At 59.0% G+C, this 25,489-nt stretch carries 14 protein-coding genes and 2 pseudogenes; 9 read left to right on the top strand and 7 right to left on the bottom strand.

The window, feature by feature from the left end:
* Nucleotides 1-6 precede the first annotated feature (6 nt).
* From M2343_RS15585 to M2343_RS15575, 3 genes are read left to right on the top strand one after another with little or no spacing between them, the layout of a single operon-like run.
* Entirely contained in the window at nucleotides 7-1,329 is a 1,323-nt protein-coding gene (locus M2343_RS15585) for a DUF1552 domain-containing protein (RefSeq protein WP_181560655.1), read from the top strand.
* Nucleotides 1,329-2,933 carry an ankyrin repeat domain-containing protein gene (locus M2343_RS15580; protein WP_264577329.1) on the top strand — a complete coding sequence of 535 codons (1,605 nt, stop codon included), beginning with the start codon at nucleotides 1,329-1,331 and terminating at the stop codon, nucleotides 2,931-2,933. The genes M2343_RS15585 and M2343_RS15580 overlap by 1 nt, the downstream gene beginning before the upstream one ends.
* Nucleotides 2,934-2,975: 42 nt before the next feature.
* Nucleotides 2,976-3,818, top strand: coding sequence for a c-type cytochrome domain-containing protein (locus M2343_RS15575; RefSeq protein WP_181560657.1), 843 nt, complete (start codon nucleotides 2,976-2,978; stop codon nucleotides 3,816-3,818).
* Between the two features lie 181 nt (nucleotides 3,819-3,999).
* Here M2343_RS15575 and M2343_RS15570 read toward each other — a convergent pair whose 3' ends face one another.
* Both M2343_RS15570 and M2343_RS15565 read right to left on the bottom strand, forming a co-directional pair.
* On the bottom strand, nucleotides 4,000-6,441 hold the full coding sequence (locus M2343_RS15570; RefSeq protein ID WP_264577328.1) for a TonB-dependent receptor: 2,442 nt from the start codon (nucleotides 6,439-6,441) through the stop codon (nucleotides 4,000-4,002).
* A 306-nt stretch (nucleotides 6,442-6,747) separates the two neighbouring features.
* A complete protein-coding gene (locus tag M2343_RS15565) occupies nucleotides 6,748-7,638 on the bottom strand; it encodes a MarR family winged helix-turn-helix transcriptional regulator (RefSeq protein ID WP_264577327.1) in 891 nt (296 codons plus the stop codon).
* A 283-nt stretch (nucleotides 7,639-7,921) separates the two neighbouring features.
* Between M2343_RS15565 and M2343_RS15560 the strand changes: the two genes are divergently transcribed.
* The 4 genes from M2343_RS15560 to M2343_RS15545 all read left to right on the top strand — a co-directional run bounded on the left by M2343_RS15560 (nucleotide 7,922) and on the right by M2343_RS15545 (nucleotide 13,186).
* Complete coding sequence (locus tag M2343_RS15560) at nucleotides 7,922-8,824, top strand: 3-keto-5-aminohexanoate cleavage protein (RefSeq protein WP_264577326.1); 903 nt, start codon at nucleotides 7,922-7,924, stop codon at nucleotides 8,822-8,824.
* Between the two features lie 85 nt (nucleotides 8,825-8,909).
* Nucleotides 8,910-11,147: a TonB-dependent receptor gene (locus M2343_RS15555; protein WP_264577325.1), complete on the top strand. Its 2,238-nt coding sequence runs from the start codon at nucleotides 8,910-8,912 to the stop codon at nucleotides 11,145-11,147.
* A 68-nt stretch (nucleotides 11,148-11,215) separates the two neighbouring features.
* On the top strand, nucleotides 11,216-12,385 hold the full coding sequence (locus tag M2343_RS15550) for an MFS transporter (protein ID WP_264577324.1): 1,170 nt from the start codon (nucleotides 11,216-11,218) through the stop codon (nucleotides 12,383-12,385).
* A 24-nt stretch (nucleotides 12,386-12,409) separates the two neighbouring features.
* Complete coding sequence (locus M2343_RS15545; protein ID WP_264577323.1) at nucleotides 12,410-13,186, top strand: helix-turn-helix transcriptional regulator; 777 nt, start codon at nucleotides 12,410-12,412, stop codon at nucleotides 13,184-13,186.
* A gap of 104 nt (nucleotides 13,187-13,290) precedes the next feature.
* Here the strand turns inward: M2343_RS15545 and M2343_RS15540 are convergent.
* A pseudogene (locus M2343_RS15540) lies at nucleotides 13,291-13,950 on the bottom strand (IS5 family transposase).
* A 64-nt stretch (nucleotides 13,951-14,014) separates the two neighbouring features.
* On the opposite strand from M2343_RS15540, the pseudogene M2343_RS15535 reads away from it, so the two are divergent.
* Nucleotides 14,015-14,137: pseudogene (locus M2343_RS15535) on the top strand (IS5/IS1182 family transposase); the annotation flags it as partial.
* Between the two features lie 76 nt (nucleotides 14,138-14,213).
* On the opposite strand, the gene M2343_RS15530 reads toward M2343_RS15535, so the two are convergent.
* The 3 genes from M2343_RS15530 to M2343_RS15520 all read right to left on the bottom strand — a co-directional run bounded on the left by M2343_RS15530 (nucleotide 14,214) and on the right by M2343_RS15520 (nucleotide 16,821).
* A complete protein-coding gene (locus M2343_RS15530) occupies nucleotides 14,214-14,861 on the bottom strand; it encodes an ABC transporter ATP-binding protein (RefSeq protein WP_264577322.1) in 648 nt (215 codons plus the stop codon).
* Nucleotides 14,858-15,586 carry an ABC transporter permease gene (locus M2343_RS15525; protein WP_264577587.1) on the bottom strand — a complete coding sequence of 243 codons (729 nt, stop codon included), beginning with the start codon at nucleotides 15,584-15,586 and terminating at the stop codon, nucleotides 14,858-14,860. The genes M2343_RS15530 and M2343_RS15525 overlap by 4 nt, the downstream gene beginning before the upstream one ends.
* A 71-nt stretch (nucleotides 15,587-15,657) precedes the next feature.
* Complete coding sequence (locus M2343_RS15520) at nucleotides 15,658-16,821, bottom strand: capsule biosynthesis protein (protein ID WP_264577321.1); 1,164 nt, start codon at nucleotides 16,819-16,821, stop codon at nucleotides 15,658-15,660.
* A gap of 353 nt (nucleotides 16,822-17,174) precedes the next feature.
* Between M2343_RS15520 and M2343_RS15515 the strand changes: the two genes are divergently transcribed.
* Entirely contained in the window at nucleotides 17,175-18,122 is a 948-nt protein-coding gene (locus M2343_RS15515) for a polysaccharide biosynthesis/export family protein (protein ID WP_264577320.1), read from the top strand.
* A 484-nt stretch (nucleotides 18,123-18,606) separates the two neighbouring features.
* On the opposite strand, the gene M2343_RS15510 is transcribed toward M2343_RS15515, so the two are convergent.
* Nucleotides 18,607-25,359 carry a glycosyltransferase gene (locus tag M2343_RS15510; protein WP_264603903.1) on the bottom strand — a complete coding sequence of 2,251 codons (6,753 nt, stop codon included), beginning with the start codon at nucleotides 25,357-25,359 and terminating at the stop codon, nucleotides 18,607-18,609.
* Nucleotides 25,360-25,489 lie beyond the last annotated feature (130 nt).

Genomic DNA, 25,489 nt, shown 5'->3' with positions numbered 1-25,489 from the left:
ACGTCGATGACCTACCTTACCCGCAAATCGCTTTCGCGCCGGACCGTGCTTCGCGGGGCCGGCGCCTGTCTTGCGCTCCCCTTCCTGGAATCGATGATACCCGCCGCATCGTCCGGGCTGCCACCGGCGCGGACGCGGCTGGGCTTCTTCTATGTGCCCCATGGCGCGGTGATGGACAGGTTCCGCCCGGCGACGCTGGGCGCCGGCTTCGAGCTGTCGCCCACGCTGCGCCCGCTTGCGGCCTTTCACGACAAGATCAACGTCATCAGCGATCTGACCCTGCCGCTCGCCTACACGCAGGATGCCTCGGCCGCGGCCAATCATAGCAGTTCCTCCGCCGTCTACCTCTCCGGTACGGCGATGACCAAGAATGTGAACAAGCTCGGCATGACGGCGGACCAGGTCGCCGCCAAGCATCTCGGCCAGGATACGCCCCTGCCCTCGCTCGAACTCGGTATCGAGGAGCCCTCGGCAATCTGCGGTGAAGGGTGGAGCTGCGCCTATCGCGATACGATCAGCTGGCAGGACGCCAACACACCGCTGCCGATCCAGCGCAACCCGCAACTGCTGTTCGAGCGCTTGTTCGGCGCCGGTGGCACGCCGGAGGAACGCGCCGCGATCTGGAGTGAATCGCGCAGCATGCTGGACACGGTGACCGACCAGACGCGCAAGCTCTCGGCCGATCTGCCGGCCGAGGACCGGCGGCGGCTCGACCAGTATCTGACCGACGTGCGCGAGGTCGAACGGCGGCTGGAACTCACCCAGGCACAGACCAGCCACGATATCGTGGTGCCGGAAAAGCCGATCGGCATTCCCGAGGATTTCGAGACGCACATCAAGATGATGTTCGATCTGCAGGTTCTGGCCTGGCAGACCGAGCTGACCCGCATTTCCACGTTGATGCTGGCGGTCGAGAACAGCAACCGCATCTACCCGGGCAGCGGCGTGATGGAGAGCTTCCATCCGCTCTCGCACCACAGCAACGTCCCGGCCAACAAGGACCGGCTGGCGCAGCTCAATGCCTATCACGTCTCCATGTTCGGCTATCTGCTCGACAAGATGGCCAGCACGCCCGATGGCAATGGCTCGCTGCTCGACAACAGCATCCTGATGTGGGGCAGTGGGATGAGCGATTCCAACGTCCATAATCACGGCCCCCTGCCGATCGTCCTCGCGGGCGGCGGCTCGGGCAAGATCGCCGGCAAGCGCCACATCAGCGGCGGCGTCGGCAAGGATCGTCCGCTCTCCAACCTGCTGCTCTCCATCCTGCAAAAGGCGGGCGCACCGGTGGAAAGCTTCGGCGACAGCGACGGCACGATCGACATCTGATGCCGGCCACAAGCAAACGCATCGCGCTGGCAGGCCTGGCGCTCCTGGCGCTCGCCCTTGTCGCCTTCCTGCTGCTGCGTCCGCAGCGGCCGGTGCTGCCGCCGGCCAAGGCGCAGGAGCTGGGCGTGCAGATGGCCTCGGCGGCACGTGACAATCAGCTCAAGCGCATGTACGAGCTGGTCGACAGCGGCGCCAATCTCGATGCGCGCTCGCCGGACGGCACGCCCGCGCTGCACTGGCTGGCGCGGCGCAACCTCGCGGACGATGTCGACCGCCTGCTTGATCTTGGCGCCAATGCGGGGCTCGCGAACGAATATGGCCTGACGCCCTTGCATGTGGCCGCCGAATTTGGCGCCTCCGCTGTGCTGCGCCGCCTGCTCAGGGCCGGCGCGCCTGTGGACACCCTCTCCCACACCGGCCAGACCGCGCTCATGATTGCCGCAGGCGAGGGCGACGGCGCCAACGTCAAGGCGCTGCTGGCGGCCGGCGCGAACCCCAATTTCACCGACAAGGCCTATGGCCAGACCCCGCTGATGCTCGCGGTGCGCGGCGGCAGCGTGGAGGCGGTGCAGGCGCTCATCGAGGCCGGCGCCAACGTCAACGCCGCCACGAAGCTGGGCAGGAAGCCCGCGTTCCGTGCACCCGGCGAAGGCGGCGGCTCGCATGGCGACGGCATCGTGCGCGGCGGCGTGCCGCCCGAGGGCTCGCGCGCCGAGTGGCCCGGCAAGATCACCCCGCTCCACCTCGCCGCCCGCGAGGGCACGGTAGAGATGGCCAAGGCGCTGGTCGAGGCCGGGGCGAAGATCGAGCAGCCCGAGGCCAATGATGCGCGCCCGCTGCTCGTGGCGGTGCTCAATGACAATGTGCCGGTCGCCCAATATCTGCTGGACAAGGGCGCCAATCCCAACGCCGCCGATTGGTACGGCCGCACGCCGCTCTGGGCCGCTGTCGACGTGCGCAACATGGAGCTGGATACCGACACCGCCAAACAAAAGGGCGTGGATCGTCCCCGTGCGCTCAAGTTCATCGGCGCGCTGCTCAACAAGGGCGCCAACCCCAATGCGCGGGTGACGCGCTATCCGCCGACCCGCTTCTGGCTGCTGACGGCTGGCTCCCTGTCCTGGGTCGATTTCACGGGGCAGACGGCGTTTCTGCGCGCCGCCCTCTCCGGCGATGTGGACGCCATGAAGCTGCTCGCCAGCAAGGGCGCCGACCCCAATATCACGACGAACAACGGCACCACGCCGCTCATGGCCGCTGCCGGCATCAACTGGGTGTTCTTCCAGACCTTCGACGAGGGCGAGGACAAGCTGCTTGAGGCCGTGCGGCTCTGCCACGAGCGGTTCGGGCAGGATCTGAACGCGACGAATGCCATGGGGCTGGCCGCCGTTCATGGGGCTGCCAATCGCGGATCGAACAAGATCCTGGCCTATCTGGCGAGCAAGGGCGCGCGCTTCGACATTCGGGATGCCGAGGGCCGCACGCCCTACACCTGGGCGAAGGGCGTGTTCCTGGCGACGACCGCCGCAGAGCCGAAGCCGGAGTCTATGAAGCTGATCGAGCAGGTCTGCACGCGTACCGGGCAATCCTGCGGCATCAACTGACATCGTCCGGACACAGCGGACCGCATCATTCGGGGGATTTTCGTGCAGGACTTCATCTTCTTCCTCGGCCGCTTCCACGTTCTCGTGCTGCACCTGCCGATCGGCATCCTGATGCTGGCGATCGGACTGGAGATCGCGACGCGCTGGCCGCGCTTCGCCGCCCTGCGTCCTGCTGTCTCGGCGACATGGTTGATCGGCGCGCTCTGCGCCTTCCTCACGGTGACATTGGGCTATATGCACGCGAGCGAGCCCGGCTTCACCGGCGAGGCGGTCAACTGGCACCGCTGGAGCGGCGTGCTGCTGGCAGCCAGCGCGCTGCTGGTCTGGGCCTGGCAGCGAGAATTCCCGAACATCTATGACCGAGGCTGGCCGCTTGCCTGCCTTGTCACGGGCGGGCTGCTCGTGGCCACCGGCCATTTCGGCGGCAATCTGACGCACGGCCCGACCTACCTCACCGAATTCGCGCCCGGCCCGCTGCGCTCTGGCCCCGGTGGCCGGCCTCCGGTGACCAATGTTGCCGATGCGGACATCTTCCTCGATGTGGTCCACCCCACCCTGCAGACGCGCTGCGCCTCCTGCCACAATGATGACAAGCGCCGCGGCGCCCTCTCCATGGCAACCTATAAGAGCCTGATGGAAGGCGGCGAGAGCGGCGCGGTGATCGATCCGGGCGAGAAGCAGCGCAGCGACCTGTATCGCCGCATCACCCTGCCCGCCGATCATAAGGACTTCATGCCCAAGAACGGCCGCACGCCGCTCACCCCGGATGAAGTTGCGGTCATCGGCTGGTGGATCGAGGCCGGCGCCCTGCCGGAAGGCACGGTGGGCAAGCTGAATGCACCCGAGGACATCCGCGCCAAAATCGCCAAGGTGCTGGGGCTTTAACTCCAAGCGGTGACGCGCGGCCGGCCGGGCCAGTCTTCAAAATCTTTATGAGGTCCCCCGCTGGGGGGCCAGCCACCCTGCACCGCCCGCGCAATGGAAAACCAGTCTCAAGAAAAACGGGCGGATCGGTGTCCGATCCGCCCGCCGCAATGTTGTAGCGGGTGCCGGGCACCCGCCCCCGTCAGAAGTCGTAGCGGATCGACGCGCCGATCATGCGCGGCTTTCCGCGCACCACCGAGAGCATGTTGCGCGGCGGCGCGCCGACGCCGGTGGGCGTGAAGCTGTCGAAATACGCGCCGCCGAAGCGGGTGGCGCCCGTCGCATACGTCTTGTCGAACAGATTATTCGCGAAGACCGAGATCACCACCGGCACATTCTTCGGCATGAAGCGAATGCGGGCGTTAACGAGGCTATAGGCCGGAAGCTGGTACTTCGAATCTGGGTTGTCGAGGTTCAGCGTGGCCTGGTCGTCGGTGTAGCTCCAGTTCATGTTGACCGTGAACTCGCCGAATTCGGCCGGCACGTTGAGCGTTCCGCCGAGGCTCAATTGCTTGCGCGGGATATCCGGGAAGAGGAAGGGTCCGCCATTACGAACCGGATCGAGCTTGACGCCGGTCAGCGAGCCGCTGGCATCGAGCGAGAAGTTCCGCGAGAGGCGCAGGCGGCTATCCAGTTCAAGTCCGTAAACGTCGATGTCGCCGGCGTCGACAACCTGAAGGTTGAACCCCAGCGGGCAGGACGGCCCCGTCGTGCAGGTCACGCGACGCGCTGACTGCCGGTTGCCCCATTGCATGTAGAAGACGGTCGGATTGACGATGAACGCCCGGTTGAAGAGCGCCATACGCAGGCCGACTTCATAGTTACGGACGGTCTCGGGCGGCACGGTCGGCACGCCGTCGCCGCTCTGCGCCGGGCCGGGAATGTTGTCGGCGATCGAGAAGCTATAGAGGCCGGCCTTGTACGCCTTGGAAATCGTCGCATAAGCGAGGATATCCGGCGTAATCTTGTAGTCGATGGTCGCGCGATAATCGACCTGCTGCCAATGTCGCGAACTGTCGACGAAGGTCGATGTTGTGCCGGGCGCCGGTGTGAAGTCCGACGAGGCATATTCGATCGATTCGATCCGCTTGCGGTCATACGCATAGCGCAGGCCGCCCGTAAAATTGAGCCGGTCGGTCACGTGCCAGGTCGCGCTGACGAAGGCACCGAAAGAGTTGGCCACCTGCGTCGTGTCGGCGTCCTGCCGGCGGACCAGGCCGCCATCGGCATTGCCGTTAGGGCTGTTCGGATAGACGCTGGTGCCCTTGCGGGTAATGGTTAGGCCCTGCTCATCCGACTTTTCGTAGAAATAATTGAGGCCACCGACGACATCGAGCGCGCCACCGAACGGCGCCGCGTTGAGCTGCAGTTCCTGATAGAAAACCCTCGACCCGGTATCGAGCTTGCGATTTTCCGTGCCCAACTGCTGATAATCGATCACCCCGTTGAAATCGAGCTTCGACAAGCCCGAGGTCGAGGACAGGGTCACATCATCGGACAGCTCGTAGGACATTCGCAGATCGGCCTGCCAATAGACCGACGTGTTCCGCTGCACGCACTCTTCGCCGAAGTCGGGATTGAAATCATCGAGCAGGCAGATGTCGTGCTGGCGATATTTGTCGCCGGTCACCACGCGCGGATCGTTATAAGGCGCAATCGGCGCCTGACCGACGGACTTGAAGGCATCGTTGAGCCAGTCGCCATAATTGCCCTGAATGCCGACAAAGCCCGGGGCGGGCTCGATGCCCGGTCGCAGATCGAGCTCCTCGGTGACGATCGGCGACCCGTTGGCGCGGGAATCGGTGTAGAGAAAACCCAGCGTGGCACTGAAGCGGTCATTGGGTTCGTACAACGCCTGCACGCGCCCGACATAGTCCGTGGACGCGCCGTTCTTCTCGGTACCGCGCTGCACCCATCCGCCCTGATGCAGATAGGCGCCCTGCGCGCGCACGGCCAGCGTATCGCCGATGGGAATATTGATCGCGCTGACGATATCCGCCCGGTCATAATTGCCGGCCGTCACCTGCGCATAGCCTTCCGTCTCGCCGAGGCGCGGCTGCTTGGTGAAGTAACGCACCGCACCGCCCGTGGAGTTGCGGCCGAACAGCGTGCCCTGCGGGCCGCGCAGCACCTCGATCCGGTCGATATCGATCACTTTGAGAACCGAGCCGGCGGTGCGCGGCATGTAGATGCCGTCGATATACAGGCCCACGCCGCGCTCGCCGAGTGCGCCACCGCCGCCGCCGATGCCGCGGATCGTGAAGGAGGGGGTGGATGTGCTGCCGCCGCGCTGCGGGGCGATGCTGAGATTGGGTGTCTGGTTGGCCAGATCCTCCAGATCCTCGATGCCGCGGGCTTCCACCATTTCTTCGTTCACGGCGACGATCGAGAGCGGGGTATCCTGCAGGTTCATCGCGCGCCGCTCGGCGGTGACGACGATGTCATGGATGACGGAGGTCTTGTCCTCATCGTCATTATCAACGTCTTGCGCGGAAACCGGAGAGACGCCGCCCGCCCCCATCAACGCGGCGCCAGCCAATAGCAATCCATTGCGCCGCAAGGGCGCCCGTCGAACGATCTGCATGTAACCTCCCCTAGATGGAAACCTCTGGCTTCCGGCCCCGCACCTTGTCGGTGACCGAAGCAGGGAGGGGTATTGCAGGCCAATTATCGATGCACAAGAGTTTTGTTGATTTTGATAACGAAATGGATCATCCGTTTAGGCAGATAGCTTGACGAGGTCTCGAACAGCCAAAACAGTTTCCCAGAAACCAGCGGCATTCCAGCCAGAATCAGCACGTCACGCACATCTGCGCGACGCGTTTCTGCCTAATGCTGTTGTTGATTTGAATACCGCCGAACGATCGCCGGGGACCGGTTGATCGATCGATCAGCCGCGCGCCATCGCGCGGGCATTTTCCATCAGCAAGGTGAGAACGGCGCGATAGCGGGCCTCTTCTCCCGGCTCCAGAACCCCGAGCAACCGCGCGTCGCGATCAGCCTCTGCCGTGGTCAGCAGGCGCCACAAACCGCGCCCCTCCGCCGAAAGATCGAGCAGGATATCGCGGCGGCCATGCACTTTCGTGCGGTTGACCAGCCCGATGCTCTCGATGCGCGTCAACGCGCGCACGATCTGGCTCTTGCTGGCCCCCGTCGTGCGCGTCAGGCTGAGCTGGGTCATCGGCTCGTTCTTGCCGATCAGCACCAGCATATCCGCCTCAAAAGATGAAATCGCTCCGACCCGCTTGGCCAGCAGGGTGGCGGTGCGGTTGAGATAGGAGGCCAGCGTCGTCAACGGCGGCAGAACCATCACATGGACGCGCGCATCGGCAATGCCCGGCTCGTTCCGCTCATTGGGGCGCCGCTCCGACTTGCGCTCGGCTCCCAGCTCCTGTGTCCCGCCGGACAGCTGGATTTCCGCGTCGAGCATCGCCGCCGCCTCGTCGATCATGAAGCGGGTCGCGCGGATGAAAAAGTCCCGCGTCGGCGCATCGAGCCCGCCGCAGACCTCCACATTGCGAGCAATGGCAACCGCCAGAATCTCCTCGTAGACCGCCCGGCCCTTTTCGGTGAACTCCGCCTTGGAGCGCACGTCGGGGCGGTGGACGAGGCCCTTGGCGGTCAGATGCGCCAGCGACCGACTGATCTGCGCACGCTGAATGCCAGAGAGGCGCGCAATCTGCGTGAAGGTCACCTTGCCCCGGCGACCGATCAACGACAGCAGCCGCCGATCGAGATTGGCAAGATCCAGCTCGGCATCGATCTGCCGTGCGCTGGACATTTGCGCGGTCGCAAGAAGACTGTTGATCAGCCTGCCAAAAGGCGTGCGCTCGGGCGCCTTGCCAGCGGATAATTCCGGTTCTCGCGACATGATGCGCGTTATGCAATGAAACGCGCCAAAGCCAACCGGAAATCGCGAGCGCGGGGAGATCAGGGCGGGACACTGGGGTAGCGAACGTACTGGTTGGTCCCGGCTCATCGCCCTGATCCTGTCCTTCATCCGAAGGACAGACGGCGCGGCGGCGCTTCCATATTGCTCCAGACATCATCTGGAGAAGAGCGGAATGCTGGCTGACAACAAGGTCATAATTACAGTCGCGATCAACGGCGGAATGCAGCAGGACCGCGATGGAGCGGTGGTGCCCAAGCAGCCGGTCGAGATCGGCGAAGCGGCCGCGCGTTGCTACGAGGCGGGCGCGGCGATGGTCCATTTCCACGCACGCGGCCCCGATGGCATGAACAGCGGTGATCCCGCGATCTATGCCGAGGCGATCCGCGAAATTCGCGCCCGTTCGCCGATCCTTGTGCAGACCACCAACGGCATTGGCGTTCGCCGGGACAAGCTAACCGGGCAATTGCACTGGCCATCGGACAAGGAGCGGCTCGGTATTCTCTCCATTGAGCCGTCGCAGGACTTGTTCGGCATCGCCGCGGGCTCGGCGGATTTCTACAATCCGGGCGGCAATTATCCGGGCGAAACGCCCTATGTGAATTCGCCCGAACTGCTCAAGAGCACGATCAAGGCGGTCTATGAACGCGGCTCGGCACTTGAATATGAGGTGGTGGAAGCCAGCGCCCTCCATCGCCTGCTGCGCTATGCCAATGAGGGCATTTTCGATCGTGATCGGGACAATATGTGGCTGCTCCACGGCGGTGGCTTCGGGGCAACGCCGGCGATCGCCCGCAATGTGATCTTCTCGATCGATGAGGGCCTGCGGCTTTTCCCCAAGGCCATCGTCGGTGTCACCGCCACCGGGCAGGACATGTTCCGCTTCGTCACCCTGGGCATCGCCATGGGGTGCGATCTCGTGCGCGTCGGCCTGGAAGACAGCCTGTACATGCCGGACGGCTCCATAGCGCGGGACAATACCGACATGGTGCGCGCCGCCGCGCAGATCGCGGCGCTCTATGGCGCAAAGCCCGCGACGGTCGAGGAAGCCCGGGCAAGGTTCGGCCTCAAATCATGAGGCCGCCTGTCCTTCGGATGAAGGACATATTTCGGCCCGCAGAGCCGCTACGTCACAAGAATAAACAGAAACAAAGGGAGATTGTATGTCGAGCCGGCTACTCGCGCTGTTATCGGGCACAGCCCTGAGCATCATGCCCGCACTCGCGCACGCGCAAACCGACACTGCCGATCGGGCGGTTGTGCCGTCCGCGCGGCAGGACGCTGCGGCAGGGCTTGAGGATATCGTCGTCACGGCGCAACGGCGGGAAGAGAATCTGCAGCGCGCGGCCGTCTCTGTCACCGTCCTTTCCGGCGAAAATCTGACGACGCGAGGCGTGACCACGGCAGCGGCGCTGACCCAGGTGGCTCCTGCGCTGCAGGTCACGGCAGGAACCGGACCCTATACCGTCCTGACGGTCCGGGGCGTCAGCAACTTTGGGGGCAATGCCTTCTCCGACCCGGCCATCGCCGTCAATTTCTCAGGCGTGTATCTTGCCAGTCCCACGGCGGTGCAGGGCCTGTTCTATGATCTTGAGCGCGTCGAGGTGCTCAAAGGCCCGCAGGGCACATTATATGGCCGCAACGCGACGGGCGGCGCTATCAACATCCTGCCGCAGCACGCCCGCATCGGTGAGCGTGGCGCGCAACTCAATTTTGAAGTCGGCAATTATGCGCGGGTTGCCGCGTCCGGCGCTGTCAACCTTCCGGTCGGCGAGAACAGCGCCTTCCGCGCCGCATTCCAAATCCTGCAACGCGATGGCTTCTTCTCGGACGGGCTCGACGACGAGCGCGGTCAGGCCGTTCGACTCTCCTATCGGCTCCAGCCGAGCAGCGCCGTCACCATCGACATCGTCGGAGATTATACCCATCAGGGTGGCCGCGGCGGCGGCTCGACCGTGCGCAAGCGCTGCGGACCGGACATCTGCTATTTCGGCGACCCACGCACCAGCCTTTCCCAGCAAGATGCGGCATTTGCCCCACTCGCGCGGCAGACCGACAATTCGTTCATCGACAGCGATTATTATGGGCTGCTCGCGAATGTGAATGTCGAGACCGATGCCGGCACGCTGACGCTGATCCCCGCTTATCGGACATCCAGGCTAAGCTACAACAGCGCCCAGACCGGCTTCCAGATCATTGAGCAGCAGCAGCCCGAGCAGATTTCGATGGAAGCGCGGTTCGCCTCGCCATCGGGCAATCGCTTTGGCTGGCTCGTCGGGGGCTATTATCTCGACACGCATGTCACCGCCCGCTCCAATACGGAAAGCGCGGCCGCCCTCACCTATAGCGATCAGATCATCGACACATCGGGCAAGACCGCCGCCGGCTTTGGCCAGTTGACCTTTGCGATCGTGCCCGCATTCCGCGTGACCGGGGGCCTGCGCTACACCTGGGAACGCAAGACCAGCGACAGCGAGCGGTACACCATCCGCAATGCCCCCGGGCCGGACCCCGTCATCCCGCTCGTTCCGGTCGGCGCGCCGGCATTTGTCGTCGACCGATCGCTGACGTTCGAAGCCGTCACCTGGCGCGCCGGCCTCGAGTTTGACGCGGGACCGCGCTCGCTGGTCTACGCCAATGTCGGCACCGGTTTCAAAGCGGGCGGCTTCTTCCTCGGCCCACCGGGCGCCAACAGCTTCGAGCCGGAAAAGGTTACCGCCTATACCATCGGCACGAAGAACCGCTTCCTCGACAACCGCCTGCAATTCAATGTGGAGGCATTCCTGCTGGACTATAAGGACCAGCAGCTTGGCTATGTGAAGCTCATTCCCCCGGCCGTGGTTCTGGTGACGGAGAATATCGGCCAGGTTCGCACCAAGGGCGTAGAAGCCGAAGCAGAACTGCTGGTCACTCCGTCCACCCGGATCGGGTTGCAGGCCCAATGGCTGGATGCGCGGGTGAAACAGCTCGTCTACAACTCGGTTTCGACCCCCGGCCCGACCTCACAATGCCGCACCTCCGGCACGACGGTCGATTGCAGCGGGCTTCGCGCGCTCAAGTCGCCTGAATGGGTGGTCGCCGCCTCGCTGGAACAAAGTTTCACGGTCGGATCGGGCGACCGCATCATCGCGAACATCTTCAGCCGCTATGAAGGGCCGCGCGAGCTGGATCTGGCCTACACGCCGGAAACGCGCGTTGGCGGTTCGACCCGGACTGACGCGGTGCTGACCTATGCGTTCGAAGGCAAGGGCCTGAGCATCAGCGCATTCGTCAACAACATCGAGGATGACGTCGTCGTCAACAATGTGGCGCCAAACCCGGCCTATTCGACCATTGGTGTGGTCGCGACGTCGCTGCGCCCGCCACGGACCTATGGCGTGCGACTGTCGGGAACCTTCTGATTTCACCCGCAACGCTCCCACAGCCTGGCGCAAAAGTCTCGACGCTTCTGATCGTGTCGATCTGCGCGATGGTCTATTTTCTGGACGGGCTGGTCCACACGATCATGGGGCCGCTCGCTCCCGAATTCGCGCCGATGCTCGGCCTTGGCGATGCCGATCTCGGTCCGATCTTTTCGGCCAACCTGATCGGCCAGTGCATCGGCCTGATTGCGCTTCCTCCGCTGGCCGCGAGATTTGGCGACCGGTGGACGGTGGGGCTGACCCTCGCCGGCTTTGGCGCCGCTCAGGCCTTGACGGGTCTGGCGAACAGTGGCGAGCAGTTGTTCTGGATGCGGCTAATAACCGGCGTCCTATTGGGTGGCTGTCTGCCGAGTTGCCTGGCGATCGTCACCGCAGCCGCCCCCCTCGAACGCCGCGGCCTGGCGATCACCTTCCTGTTCACCGGCTACGGCCTCGGCGCCACCATCGCGGGCATCGTCGCCATCGCCTTTACCGGACTAGGCGGCTGGCGCGTGGCGATGGGCGCCGTGGGACTGCTCTGCCTCGCGACATCAGTCATCACCATCATGGTTCTGCGGGATGCCGAGGACACAGCATCGCAAAGCCACGCGCCCCAACCCAGGGCCACCCCCTTGAACCTTCTGGCGCCCGACTATCGGCTGGGCACGCTGATGCTATGGCTCGTCTTCATTGCCATGCTGACCATCAGCTACTGCCTCAGCTCGTGGCTGCCGGTTCTGCTCGTCCGCCTCGGCTATGCGCCGGCCTTCGCAGCCTTGGCGCTCTCCATTTTTTCCTTCGGCGGCATCGCTGCGGCGCTCTGCATGGGGCTTTTGATCGACCGCTACGGCGCCTATCGCGTTCTCGTCTCGTCCCTGCTCATCGCAGCAGCGTTCTTCTTCGTGGCCCGCCAGATTGTGGGCGCGTCCTCGGCCTTGATCCTTCAACTCGTGCTCGCGGCATGCGGCTTCTTTGCCCTCGGCGCTTATGGCGGCGTGAATGTCATCCTCGCCAGCTTCTACCCGCCGCGCCTGCGATCGACCGGTATCGGATGGGCCAAGAGTGTCGGCCGCATCGGAACGGTCGCGGCGCCGGTCCTGATTGGCGCGCAGCTCGAGGCGGGCATTGCGGAGACCACCATTCTGGCCTCCTTTGCGGTGCCGGCCATCGCGGCAGCGATTGCGTTGATCGCCATGAAGGTGTTCAAGAGGCGTGGAGTCGCGACTGAGGGGGTATAATCCCAGAGGCGGCAGGAGAGCTGAATGTCCTACATCCGCAAGATCGAGGAATGGCGCGCCCCCGTCTCCATGGGTGCCATCTATGAACGCTTGCTGGAAACCGCCGGGACCGACCAGTTCGGCACCGCCGTCCATGATTCGGTGATGACGGTCACCGGTGGGGCGCGCAGAATTTACTTGTTCGAGGCGACGGGCAGAGAAACCAGCGAACTGCAATATTTCTTCGGCGAGCCACGCGTGGAAGCAATGCTGCCGGCCTACAGCCAGCATTATCACAATATCGACCCGGTATGCGACGCCTATAGCGCAGCGCCATGCGTGAGCGACCTTGCCATCCAGCGCATCCGGCCGCCGGACATCAGCTCCAATGAGTTCCGCAGGCGCTTCTTCGATCAAGCCGGCATCGTTGAGCGCGTCTCGATCATCCAGCGCGGACCACAGGCCTGGCGCGTCATCAATGTCGCGCGCCATCGCTCCACCGGCCTCTTTACGGACGGCGAGCTGGATGCACTGGTCGGCCTCGCCCGCTTGGCGCTGCCGATGCTGCCTCTCAACCGCAGGCGCGCCCTTTCCTGCTTCTCCTCCGTCCAGCACATCGAAAGCCGACTGCGGCACCTCTTCCCAAATCTGACACGGCGCGAGCGGCAAGTCTGCGCCCGCGCAACCGCCGGCATGTCGGTCGAGGCGACAGCGCTGGATCTGGGTATCGCGAAAACGAGCGTCATGACCTACCGAAAGCGCGCCTACCAGCGACTGGGGATCAGCAGCGTGCCGGAATTGTGTGCGCTGGCAACGCATTGATCTGGTTGAGGAACGGCGCTGCGAAAGGCTGGCGGAGAATTACGCGGACGTCTGTTGTCGCGCGCTGAATCTTGAAACGACAGTGATGCTCCGGAAGGCATATACTAGGCCGTAGACTCATAAGCACGTAGCCACAGCCGCATCGAAGCGAGGTGGACCATGGCAAGGAAGTTGGCGGCAAGCTTGTCATAGCGGGTGGCGACATGGCGGAAGTGCTCCAGCTTGGAGAAGAACCGCTCAATCAAGTTCCGCTCGCGGTAAAGGCGCTTGCTGAAGCACGGCTTCCAGCGCAGGTTAGTTTCGGGCGGGATGTTGGGCGTGGCGCCCTGATCTTCGATCAGCGCGCGGATGCGGTCGGCATAGAAGGCCTTGTCGGCCAGCACGATGGTGTGCGGCCGGAGTTGATCGAGCAGCTTATCGGCGATCTGTCCGTCATGCGCCTGTCCCGCTGGCAGGCCGAGCCGGATCGGGAGCCCTTGCGCATCGACGACCACGTGGATTTTGGTCGTAAGCCCGCCTCGGGAGCGACCGAGACAATTGTCCAGCATCGCCTCGGCCAGCAGCTTCTTCAGCTTCGCGTTCTCGTCTTCGAGCGCGCAGTCGCCTGGCCTCGGACGCCTCCAGGCCGCCACACTTTGACTTCCACTTGTAGACCGTTGCCGAACTGATCCCGTGGCGGCGACACACGTCCGCCGTCGCCATCCCGGCCTCCTGCTCTTCAAGATCGCGATGATCTGCTCTTCGCCGAACCTGCTGCGCTTCATCTTCGTCCGACTCCTTCGCGTCGGACTCTACTCAAAATCGGTCACATTTCAGGACAGCACGTCATCCAAGCTGAAGCACTTCCGCCGTGTCGCCACTCGTTATGACAAGCTTGCCGCCAACTTCCTCGCCATGGTCCACCTCGCTTCGATGCGGCTGTGGCTACGTGCTTATGAGTCCACGGTCTAGATAGGGCACCCTTAAGCGAATTTCCAAGACGATTCGTTGAAGCAGTTTGTTGCTCAGCCTTCCGACCAATGGTTGATTATAGCCTGGCGTATTGCTCGACCGCCTCATTAACATCGTCAATCATAGTGGCATTCCCTTGATGAATTATTATAGCCTTATTGCAAAAGGTTTGGATGAATTCGGGACTATGTGATGCCACCAACATCGACCTATCATGACGCTTTTCAAACATTTCAATCCGACATTTTTGTTGAAAGTTTTGATCGCCAACGAGAATGATTTCATCGATTAGATAACAATCGAATTCGATAGCCAAGGATAGGGCGAAGGCTAGGCGCGCCCGCATACCGGAAGAATAAGTCTTCAAGGGCATACGCAACTGGTTGCCCAACTCAGTAAAGTCCTCCACGAATCGTCGAACTTCCGCATATTCTCTCTTATATATGCGAGCGACAAAGCGGGCGTTGTCGAAACCGGTCAGGCTACCTTGGAAGCCACCAGCAAAACCCAGCGGCCAAGATACCGACATATGTCGAATTACCTTACCGGAGGTCGGCATTTCCACCCCACCGATCAATTTAATTAGTGTGGTCTTTCCGGCGCCGTTTCGGCCAAGAAGGCCAACGCGGTCGCCTCGGTCGATAGTTAAATTGACACCGTCCAAAACAAGCTTTTGCCTGCTACCGTGGGAATAATACTTCGTGAGGTTGTTACAAATAATCATTCGACATTAAACGTGCGACGCACGCGACGACAAAGGATAAAGCCAATCATAGTCCCAATAGTAGCGCAAATGATTGGATTCCAGACGGAATAATAAGCCGTGACGTCGTCGCCCCAAATCCCCTTTCGCATCATCTCCATCCCGTTAACAAAGGGTGAAAAAAGGAGAAACTCTCTTGCAGCTGGCGTAACCCACGAAACCATATAAAACAGGCCGGAAAAAGGGATCATGATATAGGTTGTGACAGGAATGAATTTTTCCATGGCCTCAGAAATTTCCGAAAGTGGAGCAATGATGAGACACACGGCAAAGCAGAAATAAGCATAAAGCAACCACCCCGCGATCAGGAGGCCTAAATCTGCTGGAATAGGAAATGCGCCAAAAGCAATAAGAACGACGGCCATGAAAAGGTAGGCCATCATTCCGCCGAGTATTTCAATTATGAATCGCGCCAGGATGAAATCAACCATCTTAATTTGGCGGTGATACAGCAAACTCTGGTTAACCGTGAAGCAAGCCATGCTGCGCGCCACACCATGCCGGAACAAGGTGATCGGAATATAGCCTGTGGCTACAAATGCAATTACGCTGATTCCATGCTCTGTGGCACCATGAGTGAAGTGCCATAGAAGTCCCACTAGGCCGGCAAATAGCAGAGGCTCCGCCATGATCCAAAGGAAGCCAATATTTTCTCGTCCAAAGCGGGTGATCAATTCCCGAATCATCAAAGCATGTATAACGCGGACCTGAACGGCCCAACTATTTTGCAAACGATGCAGGCTGCTCTTTGCCACACTCAGTCTTCCGGTGCATGTTCAAGGACGCCGATCATGATCATCCACGCAATGAAATAGAGGCACAAGGCCGCCGCAAATACGATGAGGACATTCAGGAAGCGCTTGGGTAAAAGCGGCTTGTCGGGGATATTGGGATCGACAATTCGTTCAAGATAGAATTGCTGACGCTGTGATTCAGCCCGGGCCTGGACAAGGGCGGCATTGGCAGCAGTCAAGCTGTCCGTCGCGAACTCCTGCTCCACGAGGAGATCCTCGTAACCACCTAGCTTAGACGCAATTCCGCTACTATTACCCACGACGCGACTGTCTTGCGAAGCGATCTGCACCGAAATAGCATTGATGCGGCTGCGAATGGCGGGGATCGACGGGTTGTTGGGTGTCAGGCGCGCCATTGAGTCAAGCTGCGCTTGTAACGCAGCGCGCTGACCTATCATTGTGTTGGCGATCTCCAGTACGCCGCCTGCCTGCTTGGCCGGATCTATGAGTTCCTGGGTGTTCCGAAATTGTGATAAGGCGATCCGTGCGTTCTTAGCCCTCTGAGTCGCCAGTTCGACTTGTTTCTGCGCCTCAATGATGCCCTTGCTCTGCACGCGACTGTTGAGTCTATTAACAAGCGCTTCGCTAAGGTCGAGCAGTTCGCGATTGATAACATAGGCGTCTTGCGGGGTGAAGGCCTCTACCTTGATCGTAGCAGTTCCCGTTTCCATGTCTATGCGTGCATCGACTACTTGACTGTAATACTTGAATAGGTTTTCGAAGCTATTGTCGGCAAAGGGCGAGGGAAAGCGGCTAATGAAATCAGCCTGTGGTGTCGAATATTTATCGCGAATGTCGATTTTTTTTTCTAGCGCCTGGAGCGCGTCGCGAGAATGGACAAAGGTCAGCACCTCGCTGGTCTGCGCCTGCCCACCGGAAATACCCGTCGTCTGCATCAGATTGGCCAGTGTCGACATCTGAGACCGTTTTTGGTCCGGGCTTTTGATGACGAAGCGAGATTCGGAGATGAAAATGTCCGATGCGATCAGGCCGTAGTAGAGAGCTGCCAACAAGGTGGGCAGGGCGACCATCAGGAGGAACCAACGCCGCTTTCTGAGCCATTGCGACCAGGAGGCACGCTTGCTCAATGCATCGGCCTCTACCGGAAACGAGGGGTTAGCGTTCATATATCTTTGCAGGGCCTTATTGGAAACTCAAGGATCTTGCGCTAGGCCAACATGGATTGGCGTGCAAGCCGGATCAAGACGACGATTTAATTGCAAGAGGATGTCCTTGCTTCGCTCACGATGCTAAGGCAGGGCACCAGCACATCTTCAGCCCTCCGAGACAATGATCGATGCAAGCCAAGAATTTTGCTTATCTAGGCCTATTAGCGAGTTTGGCGGGTTGCGCCACTCTTCCTTCAAGTGGTCCCACCGGTGGACAGATCGTGAAATCAGCGACGTCACCGCAGGAGGGGCCTTCGATCCAACTCGTCCAGATTAACAGTGTGGCGGACCTACCCGACGGACGCGTAAGTATGAGGCCTGCCTCTTTGTTGCCAGATATGGCCCCGCCACCTACCGATAGAGTTGGACCCGGCGATGTACTGGACATTAGTATTTACGAAGCAGGGGTTACCCTCTTCTCAGGAAACGCTGGCGGCGCAGCGGCGGCAACGCCCGGCGTACAGGTTCAAAAACTGCCGCCAACACGCGTCAACGATTTGGGTGATATCTCCATTCCTTATGCTGACACTCTCCATGTGGCCGGGCTGACGATTGGTGAGGTTGAATCGATGGTCCGAAATTCCTTGCGGGGCATGTCGCAGAACCCACAGGTATTGATCACCCTTAGCCAAGCCATCACCAATTCGATCATTGTTGGCGGCGAAGTAGCGAAGCCGGGCCGCCTGGTGCTACAAACTAATAGGGAAACCTTATCCGACGTAGTCGCCCTTGCTGGTGGCTATCGTGGAAGCGCCAAGGATTTAACGCTGCGGGTAACACGCGCTGGTAACACTGTTGATATTCGGGTGAATGACCTCGTCGACAACCCTGCATTGGACGTTCGGGCCTATCCGGGCGACCGGGTGATTTTGATCAATAATCCTCGCACTTATTCCGTCTTAGGTGCACCTGGACGTGTAGAGCAGGTGCCCTTTAGCCGCTCTTCAGTGTCCCTCGCTGAAGCTGTCGCAACCTCTGGTGGTGTCAATCCCGGCGTTGGAAATCCCGCAGCGATATTTGTCTTCCGTTATGTGCGCGATAGCGAGGGCACAGAAGTACCGATCGTATACCATCTTAATATGATGAAAACGGGCGCATACTTCGTGGCCCAGCGTTTTACAATGCAGGATAAGGATGTGCTGTATTTCGGAAATGCCGCAGCCAATCAGCCAAGTAAGTTGATCCAACTCATCAGTCAGCTTTTTTCGCCGATTCTGACAGTTACCAGCGCGGTACAAACCGTCCAGAATAGCAACTGATACGAAAGGTGGTATCGCACTTTCGAGGTAATACGGAAATTCGGGTTTGTGACATCGCCGATGTGACACTTTTCACGCCTCGTCAGATCCGTGAGGGGCAGCGGTATTTTGCTGCGACGTCAAGCATAGATTTTGACGTGCTTCCTGAAATGTGAGCGATTTTGGGTAGAGCCCGACGCGAAGGAGTCGGACGAAGATGAAGCGCAGCAGGTTCAGCGAAGAGCAGATCATCGCGATCTTGAAAGAGCAGGAGGCCGCCCCTGCCCCTGACTGGTAACAATCAGGGGAGCGCGTCAGAATCAACCTTGGCGCGTCTGTCCATCGGCTTTCTGCAATCGGCTCGAGCGTTCTGATTATGGGACTTGGTGTACTCGTGAGAAAAACGCGGCCACCCGCCTGCTTGGACGAACACGGTAAAACGTTTCTGACCACTGGTCCGCTGCGGCGGGCATTAAACTTCGTACCGTCTACTTATAATTGTCAGTTATGGTTTCCAGCGTACGGGCACATATCCGCCAACAGACTGTACGCCGCCGGTTGCAGAATAACCCGCTTGTGTACAAAATGACTGCCAAGCAAGCTGTGTCGATATTGGGTCCCAATCAGACGACAAGTTTCTTTCTGTGTGGGATCGAAGCAGCGGTGAATAGCCTACGCGTTTTCCCTTGGCTGCCGCATAAGCACCTAACCACAATCCCAGTTCGGATCTACTGATGGGTCCTGGGACGGCTGCCAATGCTTGAACAAGGAATGATGCACGCACAAAGAAGGCCTGCGAGGGTGGGGCGGCAATGCAGTGTGGCTTTAGAGCTAAGGCATAGGGACCGGCGTAATTTTCAGTTTGGCCGTCAAGCGGCGCATTCAACCGACCAAATGAATCGATTGAAACGCCAGCAGACAGTATTTTTGCGTCGGCAATAATAGGGCCGCAAACAACAACCAGATCGTCGACAAAATCGAAGAGTTTCACCACTTCAAGTGCTGTGATGTCGCCAAACACTAGATGGTTATCAAGTAGAGCGACGATCGCGTCGGAAGACATGGCCTTAGCGATGGTCGCAATCGCATCGAGATCGCACGCGTTGTCTAGCATGATTGAGCTAAAGCCGCTCGGGCTTTCGTCAGCGGAGGATGTGACCGCAATTAGGGGTGGCAGATTGACCGGCAATCGCTTGATCCACCATTCTTCAGCCCCACGCCAGATCGGATAGGGCGATGGAATAGCCTTATCTGCCATCCCAAGTCGTGCTATCTTGCGAGTCAGTACATGGCGAACCGAAGCGGACGACACCGTATTCGCAGCGTCGGAATTGGATGTGCTGCGCTCATGATGCCGCCAGTGGCATAGAACTTGCGGGACATGGATGAAGTGCACCCCTGCTGCTGCTAAGCGATCAACACTGTCCCAGTCATGGCAATATTCGGCACCGACATCGCTATAAACATTCAGTTCTAAAGCCGTCATGCGGTCCATTGCGACAAGGTGCCAGACCCACGAATTTTCGAGGTCAAGCACCGGATCCCAGCTAGGACGGCAATAGGGCAGCTGGATGGCGTTCCCAATGACGATATCTTCGTCGCTGTAAAGCAGGCCGGGTGCAGTTTTTGCTTCGTGTATAGCCGTTGCAAAGGCAGCCAGCGCATTGACCGTCAGAAGATCGTCGCCATCGAGCGGTACAATATATTGGCCGTATGCAGCTTCTAATACGTAGCGCATCCCGCCAACGATCCCAAGGTTATCAGCGAGGCGGAGCACGCGCACTCTGTCATCAGCGACAAGTTCGTCAAGGATGCGATTGACTGCCGCTGGAACCGGGCCATGTGCGAGAATCACCCATTCGAAATCTATGAACGTTTGGTCGATCACGCTCGCTGCGGTGCGTGCAAAGAAAGTATCGTCAGTTTGACTATATAGTGTCGTAAGTATGGAAAAGGTCGGCACATTCCCGCGCTTCTCCGACCCTGTGGCCCTCGAATAGCGCATTGACCGGTCGCCGTAACTCGGCAGTTCTACGCCGTTAGGAACACTATAGGACGCGGCGAGGCAAGGTTCATAAGCATCTGCGGACCGAATGCCGAAGTTGGGTGATCGTAAGCGACGCTCTGGCATCAATTCGGCATGAGCCGAGAGGAATACTCCTTTATCTCGCGGCGAAACTTGATCGGTTAGGTCAAAATCGGTTTGGGCGCTAAAAAATGGTGAATAAATTACTCGGCGCCCGGTCTTCGCAGCGCAACCGCCGATCCAGGCGGAAAGGTGCGCGATCGGCGCATCGAAAAATATTGCCCGCTCCAGCGCCTCATTCAGAAAGGATGCGTCAAAAACGGCGTGCTGTACAGAAACCGCACTGACCGATCGCTGCTTCCATAACTGGGCAGCATAGCCAGGATCTGCTATCGCGCGTCCTCGGTCCGGTGAGTCGCAACCGCTCCCGAAGCCGAGAAATTGGCCGCCATCGACTATGGTTGTTTTGTCATGTAATCGTCCGCCAACCGCCACCCCATCGGGATGAAGTTCAAGTTGACCGATCGCTTCCCATGCCCATTCGTCATCATCCGGATATGTTTCGGCAAACAGCAAATGGACAAGACGTGCATCCGCTACAGCTTCTGCTACAAGTTTTTGTAACCTAGCGAGCCCATCTTCTATCGCCATCTCAACGGTACGATGATCGATCCCATCTGCGATGCGCGGATTCACCGCTTTCGATGAACGCGTTCCTGTGTGCACTGCAATAGTAGTAATCGGTCGACTGTCGATGTGCTTGCGCTTCCACCACCAATCGGGCGTCCGACCGAACAACGGGCTCGGCTCAAGTGAAAATTTATCTCCCACGGACATTCCAGCACGCATCCTTTCAAGAACGGCGCGCTGAGAATCGAATACAACCGGCTTGGTTTCCATATTGCCCCCGGCTGTCGATTGAGCATGCAGCCGCCAACTATAGAGAATATGGGGAACGTGAACCGGTACGTAGCCAGCATTGTGGAAACGGGTGAACGTATCCCAGTCATGGCTGCCCTCTGGTCGGCGATCCGAGTAGGCGCCCAAGCCAAGGGCTAACTCGCGATCAATTACGCAGAGATGTGCGATGTAGCACTGGACTGAGAAAAGCACTGGATCGAAATCCGGCTTTTGGAACGGCATCGACAATTGTTCGCCGACCAATTTGTCCTCGTCCGTATACAGCAGCGCGGGATAGTCATGCTTCTGTACATACCATGCAAGGGTGCGGACACAGTCAGGGAAAAGATAATCGTCTGAATCGAGCGGCAGAATATACCGGCCATCCGCCCGCTCAATACAATAACGCATACCAGCTATAATGCCCAGATTCTCCTCAACCCTGTCTAACTGGACATATGGGCGGCGCGCGATCAGTTCGAGCATGTCGCGTGTGTCGGCTCGGGTGGATCCATTATCGAGGATGAACCACTTGAAATTCGTACCTCCTAGCTGTCGCTCCAAACTCTTTGCCAGCACGTCTAGATATGCCGGCGCTGTGTTCCAAACGGTTGTCACGAAGGTAAATAGGCATGGATCGGCGATCCCCACGTTGAACCGCGCGCGCCGCGCGGCGGCTGCTGTAAGAAAGGCAGCATACGCACTTCCCGGCTCGGCTGACGGCAAGCGCAGGCGAGTGGGTTCATCAACAGGTTTGCCGTCAACTAAATTGTTGCTGACCCCTTGTTCAATCATGCGTTGCGATATCGAGGGGATGATCTCGGCGAACGCCTCATCCCAACTTGCCGGCAGGTCAAGCTTCGAGGCCGTATGGCGCGCCTCCATATCATCCAAGCGCATCACAGCCTTCTGTAGCGCCGAAACAATTGCGGAGACGTTCGGTTCGGCAGCAATGATATTAGCCGATATCTCCGCAAGCCGATCAGCGGTCTTGTTGGCGTAGTTGTTCGTCACGACGATACCGCCACAACTTGCCATCTCAAGTGGCGGATAACTAGGATGCGGAGACAGCATCAATGATAGTAGAATGTCGGAGCCGCGCATTTGCTCCGCATAGCTATTAAAGCCGAGCCATGGTGCACATTCCAGCATAGCACCTTGGCCGAGCGAGCGTGGAACAAACTCCTCGCCCATCCCGATGATATCCCATGTGTCCGGATCGAAGATATGTTGATCGACAGCTGCAGTTAACGCTGCAAGTCCAATCTCGAACAAGTTGCGTGCACCGATTGAAGGACGTGCGTAGAACAGCAGTCGGCGCTTTTTCTGTGAACTAGGTTGGTTCTTGGCTTTCGATTTCGACCTAACCGTAGTCAGCGGCCGTGGCGACAGGTTGGGCGGATAAAATACCGCGCGATCAAGTGCTGGTTCAAAAGCTAACGCGCCTTCTGCGTGGGCGGATTGCGCAAACCTACCGATCGCGTTTCCAATCAAAAAATCGCGGAGGAGATGTGTGTTAATCACGGGAATGTGTGGGAAATCGTAAGTTTCAAGCGCGAGCGCGTAATGGCTCGACGCGGCGTAAAAGAGTGGTTCAAAATCCTGAATTAAATAAAGAAAGGGCTTGTCACCCACGAGCGGTGAAGCCACGTGCGCCATCACCGCTGTCCACCATGCGGTCGCAAAAAATATGTCGTTACTGCCGATCATCATTGGACGGCTACGATCCGACCCATCGACGATTTCCACATGTGCCAACCGCTCTGCAGTCCCGCTGAGGTTCATCATCAATTCCCAAACGACGTCGACATCGGACCCTGGTGGCAGATCGGTCGCAATTATTCGAACACGGTGACCGATTGCCGCGAGCCGATATGCGATGTTGAGCGCAGTGTTGGGGCCCCCTGACAAACTTTCCTTTCGCACCGCGGGCAACAGCACATTAATGGAGGGGAGGGTACTAAGGTCTGGGCTGACTGCTAGATTCAGCGGTATTGCCGGGCTTATCGCCAACATTGGCGACGATGCGGGCTCAGTTTGATCGGCAAGGCTGCCGAAACGCGTCCCAACTGAGGTCAAGTGTGTCGAGAAACACCGACGTGACAGCAAGTCTCGACCCGCTGCAACCATCTTGCTGCGCCATGGCGTTCCGGAACCGACAAACTGCCGCAGATCATGTGAGACCACGGCACTCAGGCAGTCGTCGAGTATTGTAGTATACCCCAGTTGTGCACCGGCTAGGCTTAATTCCAGCCCAGCCTGCGCATCGCAATAGTCGACATCATTGAGCTTTGCTCCGGAACGGAGGAGGTCTGCCCTAATACAAAGCCCCATAGCTGGGAAGGCCACAACAGGACGACGGACTTTAATTAAATGCGGTGGGCAAGAGTCGATTGGCCACCCATAGAATGGGGTCCCGACAAACCCATCCAACCCGGCCATCAGCCCGATATTTTGCAGTCCTCCATCTTTATGAACGAGCGGCCCACCGATTATCCCGGCGCGAGGATCGAGTTCGAGCACTCCAACCGCCTCTATCAACGCTTCGGGCTTCTGAAGCTCAGCGACTGATGTAATTATCGCCTTGGCAAAGCTGCCTAGCCGGACCTGGTTGATAGCATCGACAAGCTCAGATTGCGTCTCGACTGCGATCCACTCATCGATAATCTTGTCGATACTCGCAGTAGTGCGCAATCGTACAATCTTTTCCTCTAGAGTGACCGGGTACACTACGCGACGCCATGCCGACGTTTTACTTAGCTTTCTCACATTGTGTGCCGTCGCGCCAAGGTCGTTCGCGTCAAACGGCACTACAAAATCGAGGTCAATTTCTGGTAACTGCTTGTAAACACGCTTTGTACGATACCAGCCCGGCACATCGGCAAACAAGGGTTCGATCTCGAAACGATCAGTCAAACCTCGACGCCGCAAGCTGGAAAGGACTACCTCACGCTGAGAATCTAAGATGTAATCCTTCGCAGCAGCATCACCGGCGGTTGATTGAGCATGGACGCGCCAGCCATAAAGTACTTCGGGAACATGAATGACATCGGCGCCATTTTCGGTAAGACGAAGTAATGTATCCCAGTCATGAGATCCGAGCGCGTAATCATCGCTATATACCTCTGCCTGCACCCCGGCTGCGCGAGCAAAAACAAGCAAATGCGCTGCCGGGGCGGTTTGCATGGCTTGTGACATAGAGTAATCGCACCGCCAGATGAGTTCCAGTGGCTCGCCTCTTTCATCAACCTTTTGTTCGTCGCTGTAGATCAGCACAGGTGGCTTAGCGGTATCGCTGCGCAGAACGTCAGCGATCAACGCTAGTGAGTCCGGATAAAGCAAATCGTCAGAATCGATCGGCACGATATAGTGACCGATGGCACGTTCGAACACGAAGCGGTTTCCACCAATAATATGCAGATTCCGTTCGGTGCGGAATAAGTGGAAGCGCGGATCACGATCAGCAATTGCTTGGATTGCCGATCGCGTTGCAAGGTCGGTTGAGCCGTTGTCGAGGATTACCCATTCAAAATCCGTGAAAAGTTGTGCCTCCACAGTATCGGCCAAGTCAAAAAGAAAATCAGGTGCGGTGTCATAGACAGTCGTAATGATGGAAAAAGTTGGAGCGGTGCCGCCAAAAATCGACCCTTCTACCTCTCGTCGGCGCGCCGAGAGACGTGCTCCTAACCGTCGCTCGAAGCTATTTCGCCAAGCTTGGCCACGTGGTGGCGCCCACAACATTTGGTTCTGGGAGAAGCGCGGTGCTGGGTCGACCGTCAGCCCTTCTTTGTTCCCGCTCTGAATATAATGAACTAACGGATTGATGCCGGGCAGCCCACCGGACGGGTTTTTGGCGACGTAGCGCCTGATGCCGAAGTCGGGATGTGGATCGCGTCGTTCGAAAGCGCCGCACTGGACGAAGTGAACCAACGGATCAAAGCCATTAAGCGAAACATCCGGAAAACGCGCTAAATAAAACTCGCGGTCAAAGATGCCTGCCCGCTTGATTATATGATAATCGGCTAACCTCTCTGTCGAGAAGAATGGACTTGGCGCCGACCCTGCTGCGATACCGTACGTCAAGAAATGGACAAGCGGATTGATCGCCATCGCCACTAAATCAGGATTTTGGTCAATATACCAGTCCGTATAGAATAAAGGACTGGGATTGCGCCCTTCTTTGGCTCCATGCTTCAAATAGTGCAAATAACCATTTATACCTGCGATTTTGACATCTGGGTTATGATCAAAATACCATAGTGTGTCGAACCACCCGTTCGGGTCGCGCCCTTCATCTATCCCATGTTCGATATAATGCTGTAAGGCACCCATGCCGGCCGCAACAACATCAGGATATTGCTCCAGGTACCAAGCGCTACTGAATAGCGGACCTGGCTCGCGACCTTCGGAGGCGCCGTATTCAAGATAGTGTAACAGCGGATTTATACCAGCCGCGGCGACA

Origin of the sequence: Sphingobium sp. B8D3B (genome assembly GCF_025961875.1) — a bacterium.
GTDB lineage: Bacteria > Pseudomonadota > Alphaproteobacteria > Sphingomonadales > Sphingomonadaceae > Sphingobium.
The sequence above is the reverse complement of the archived record's forward strand: the minus strand, read 5'-3'. Positions and strand labels throughout refer to the sequence as shown.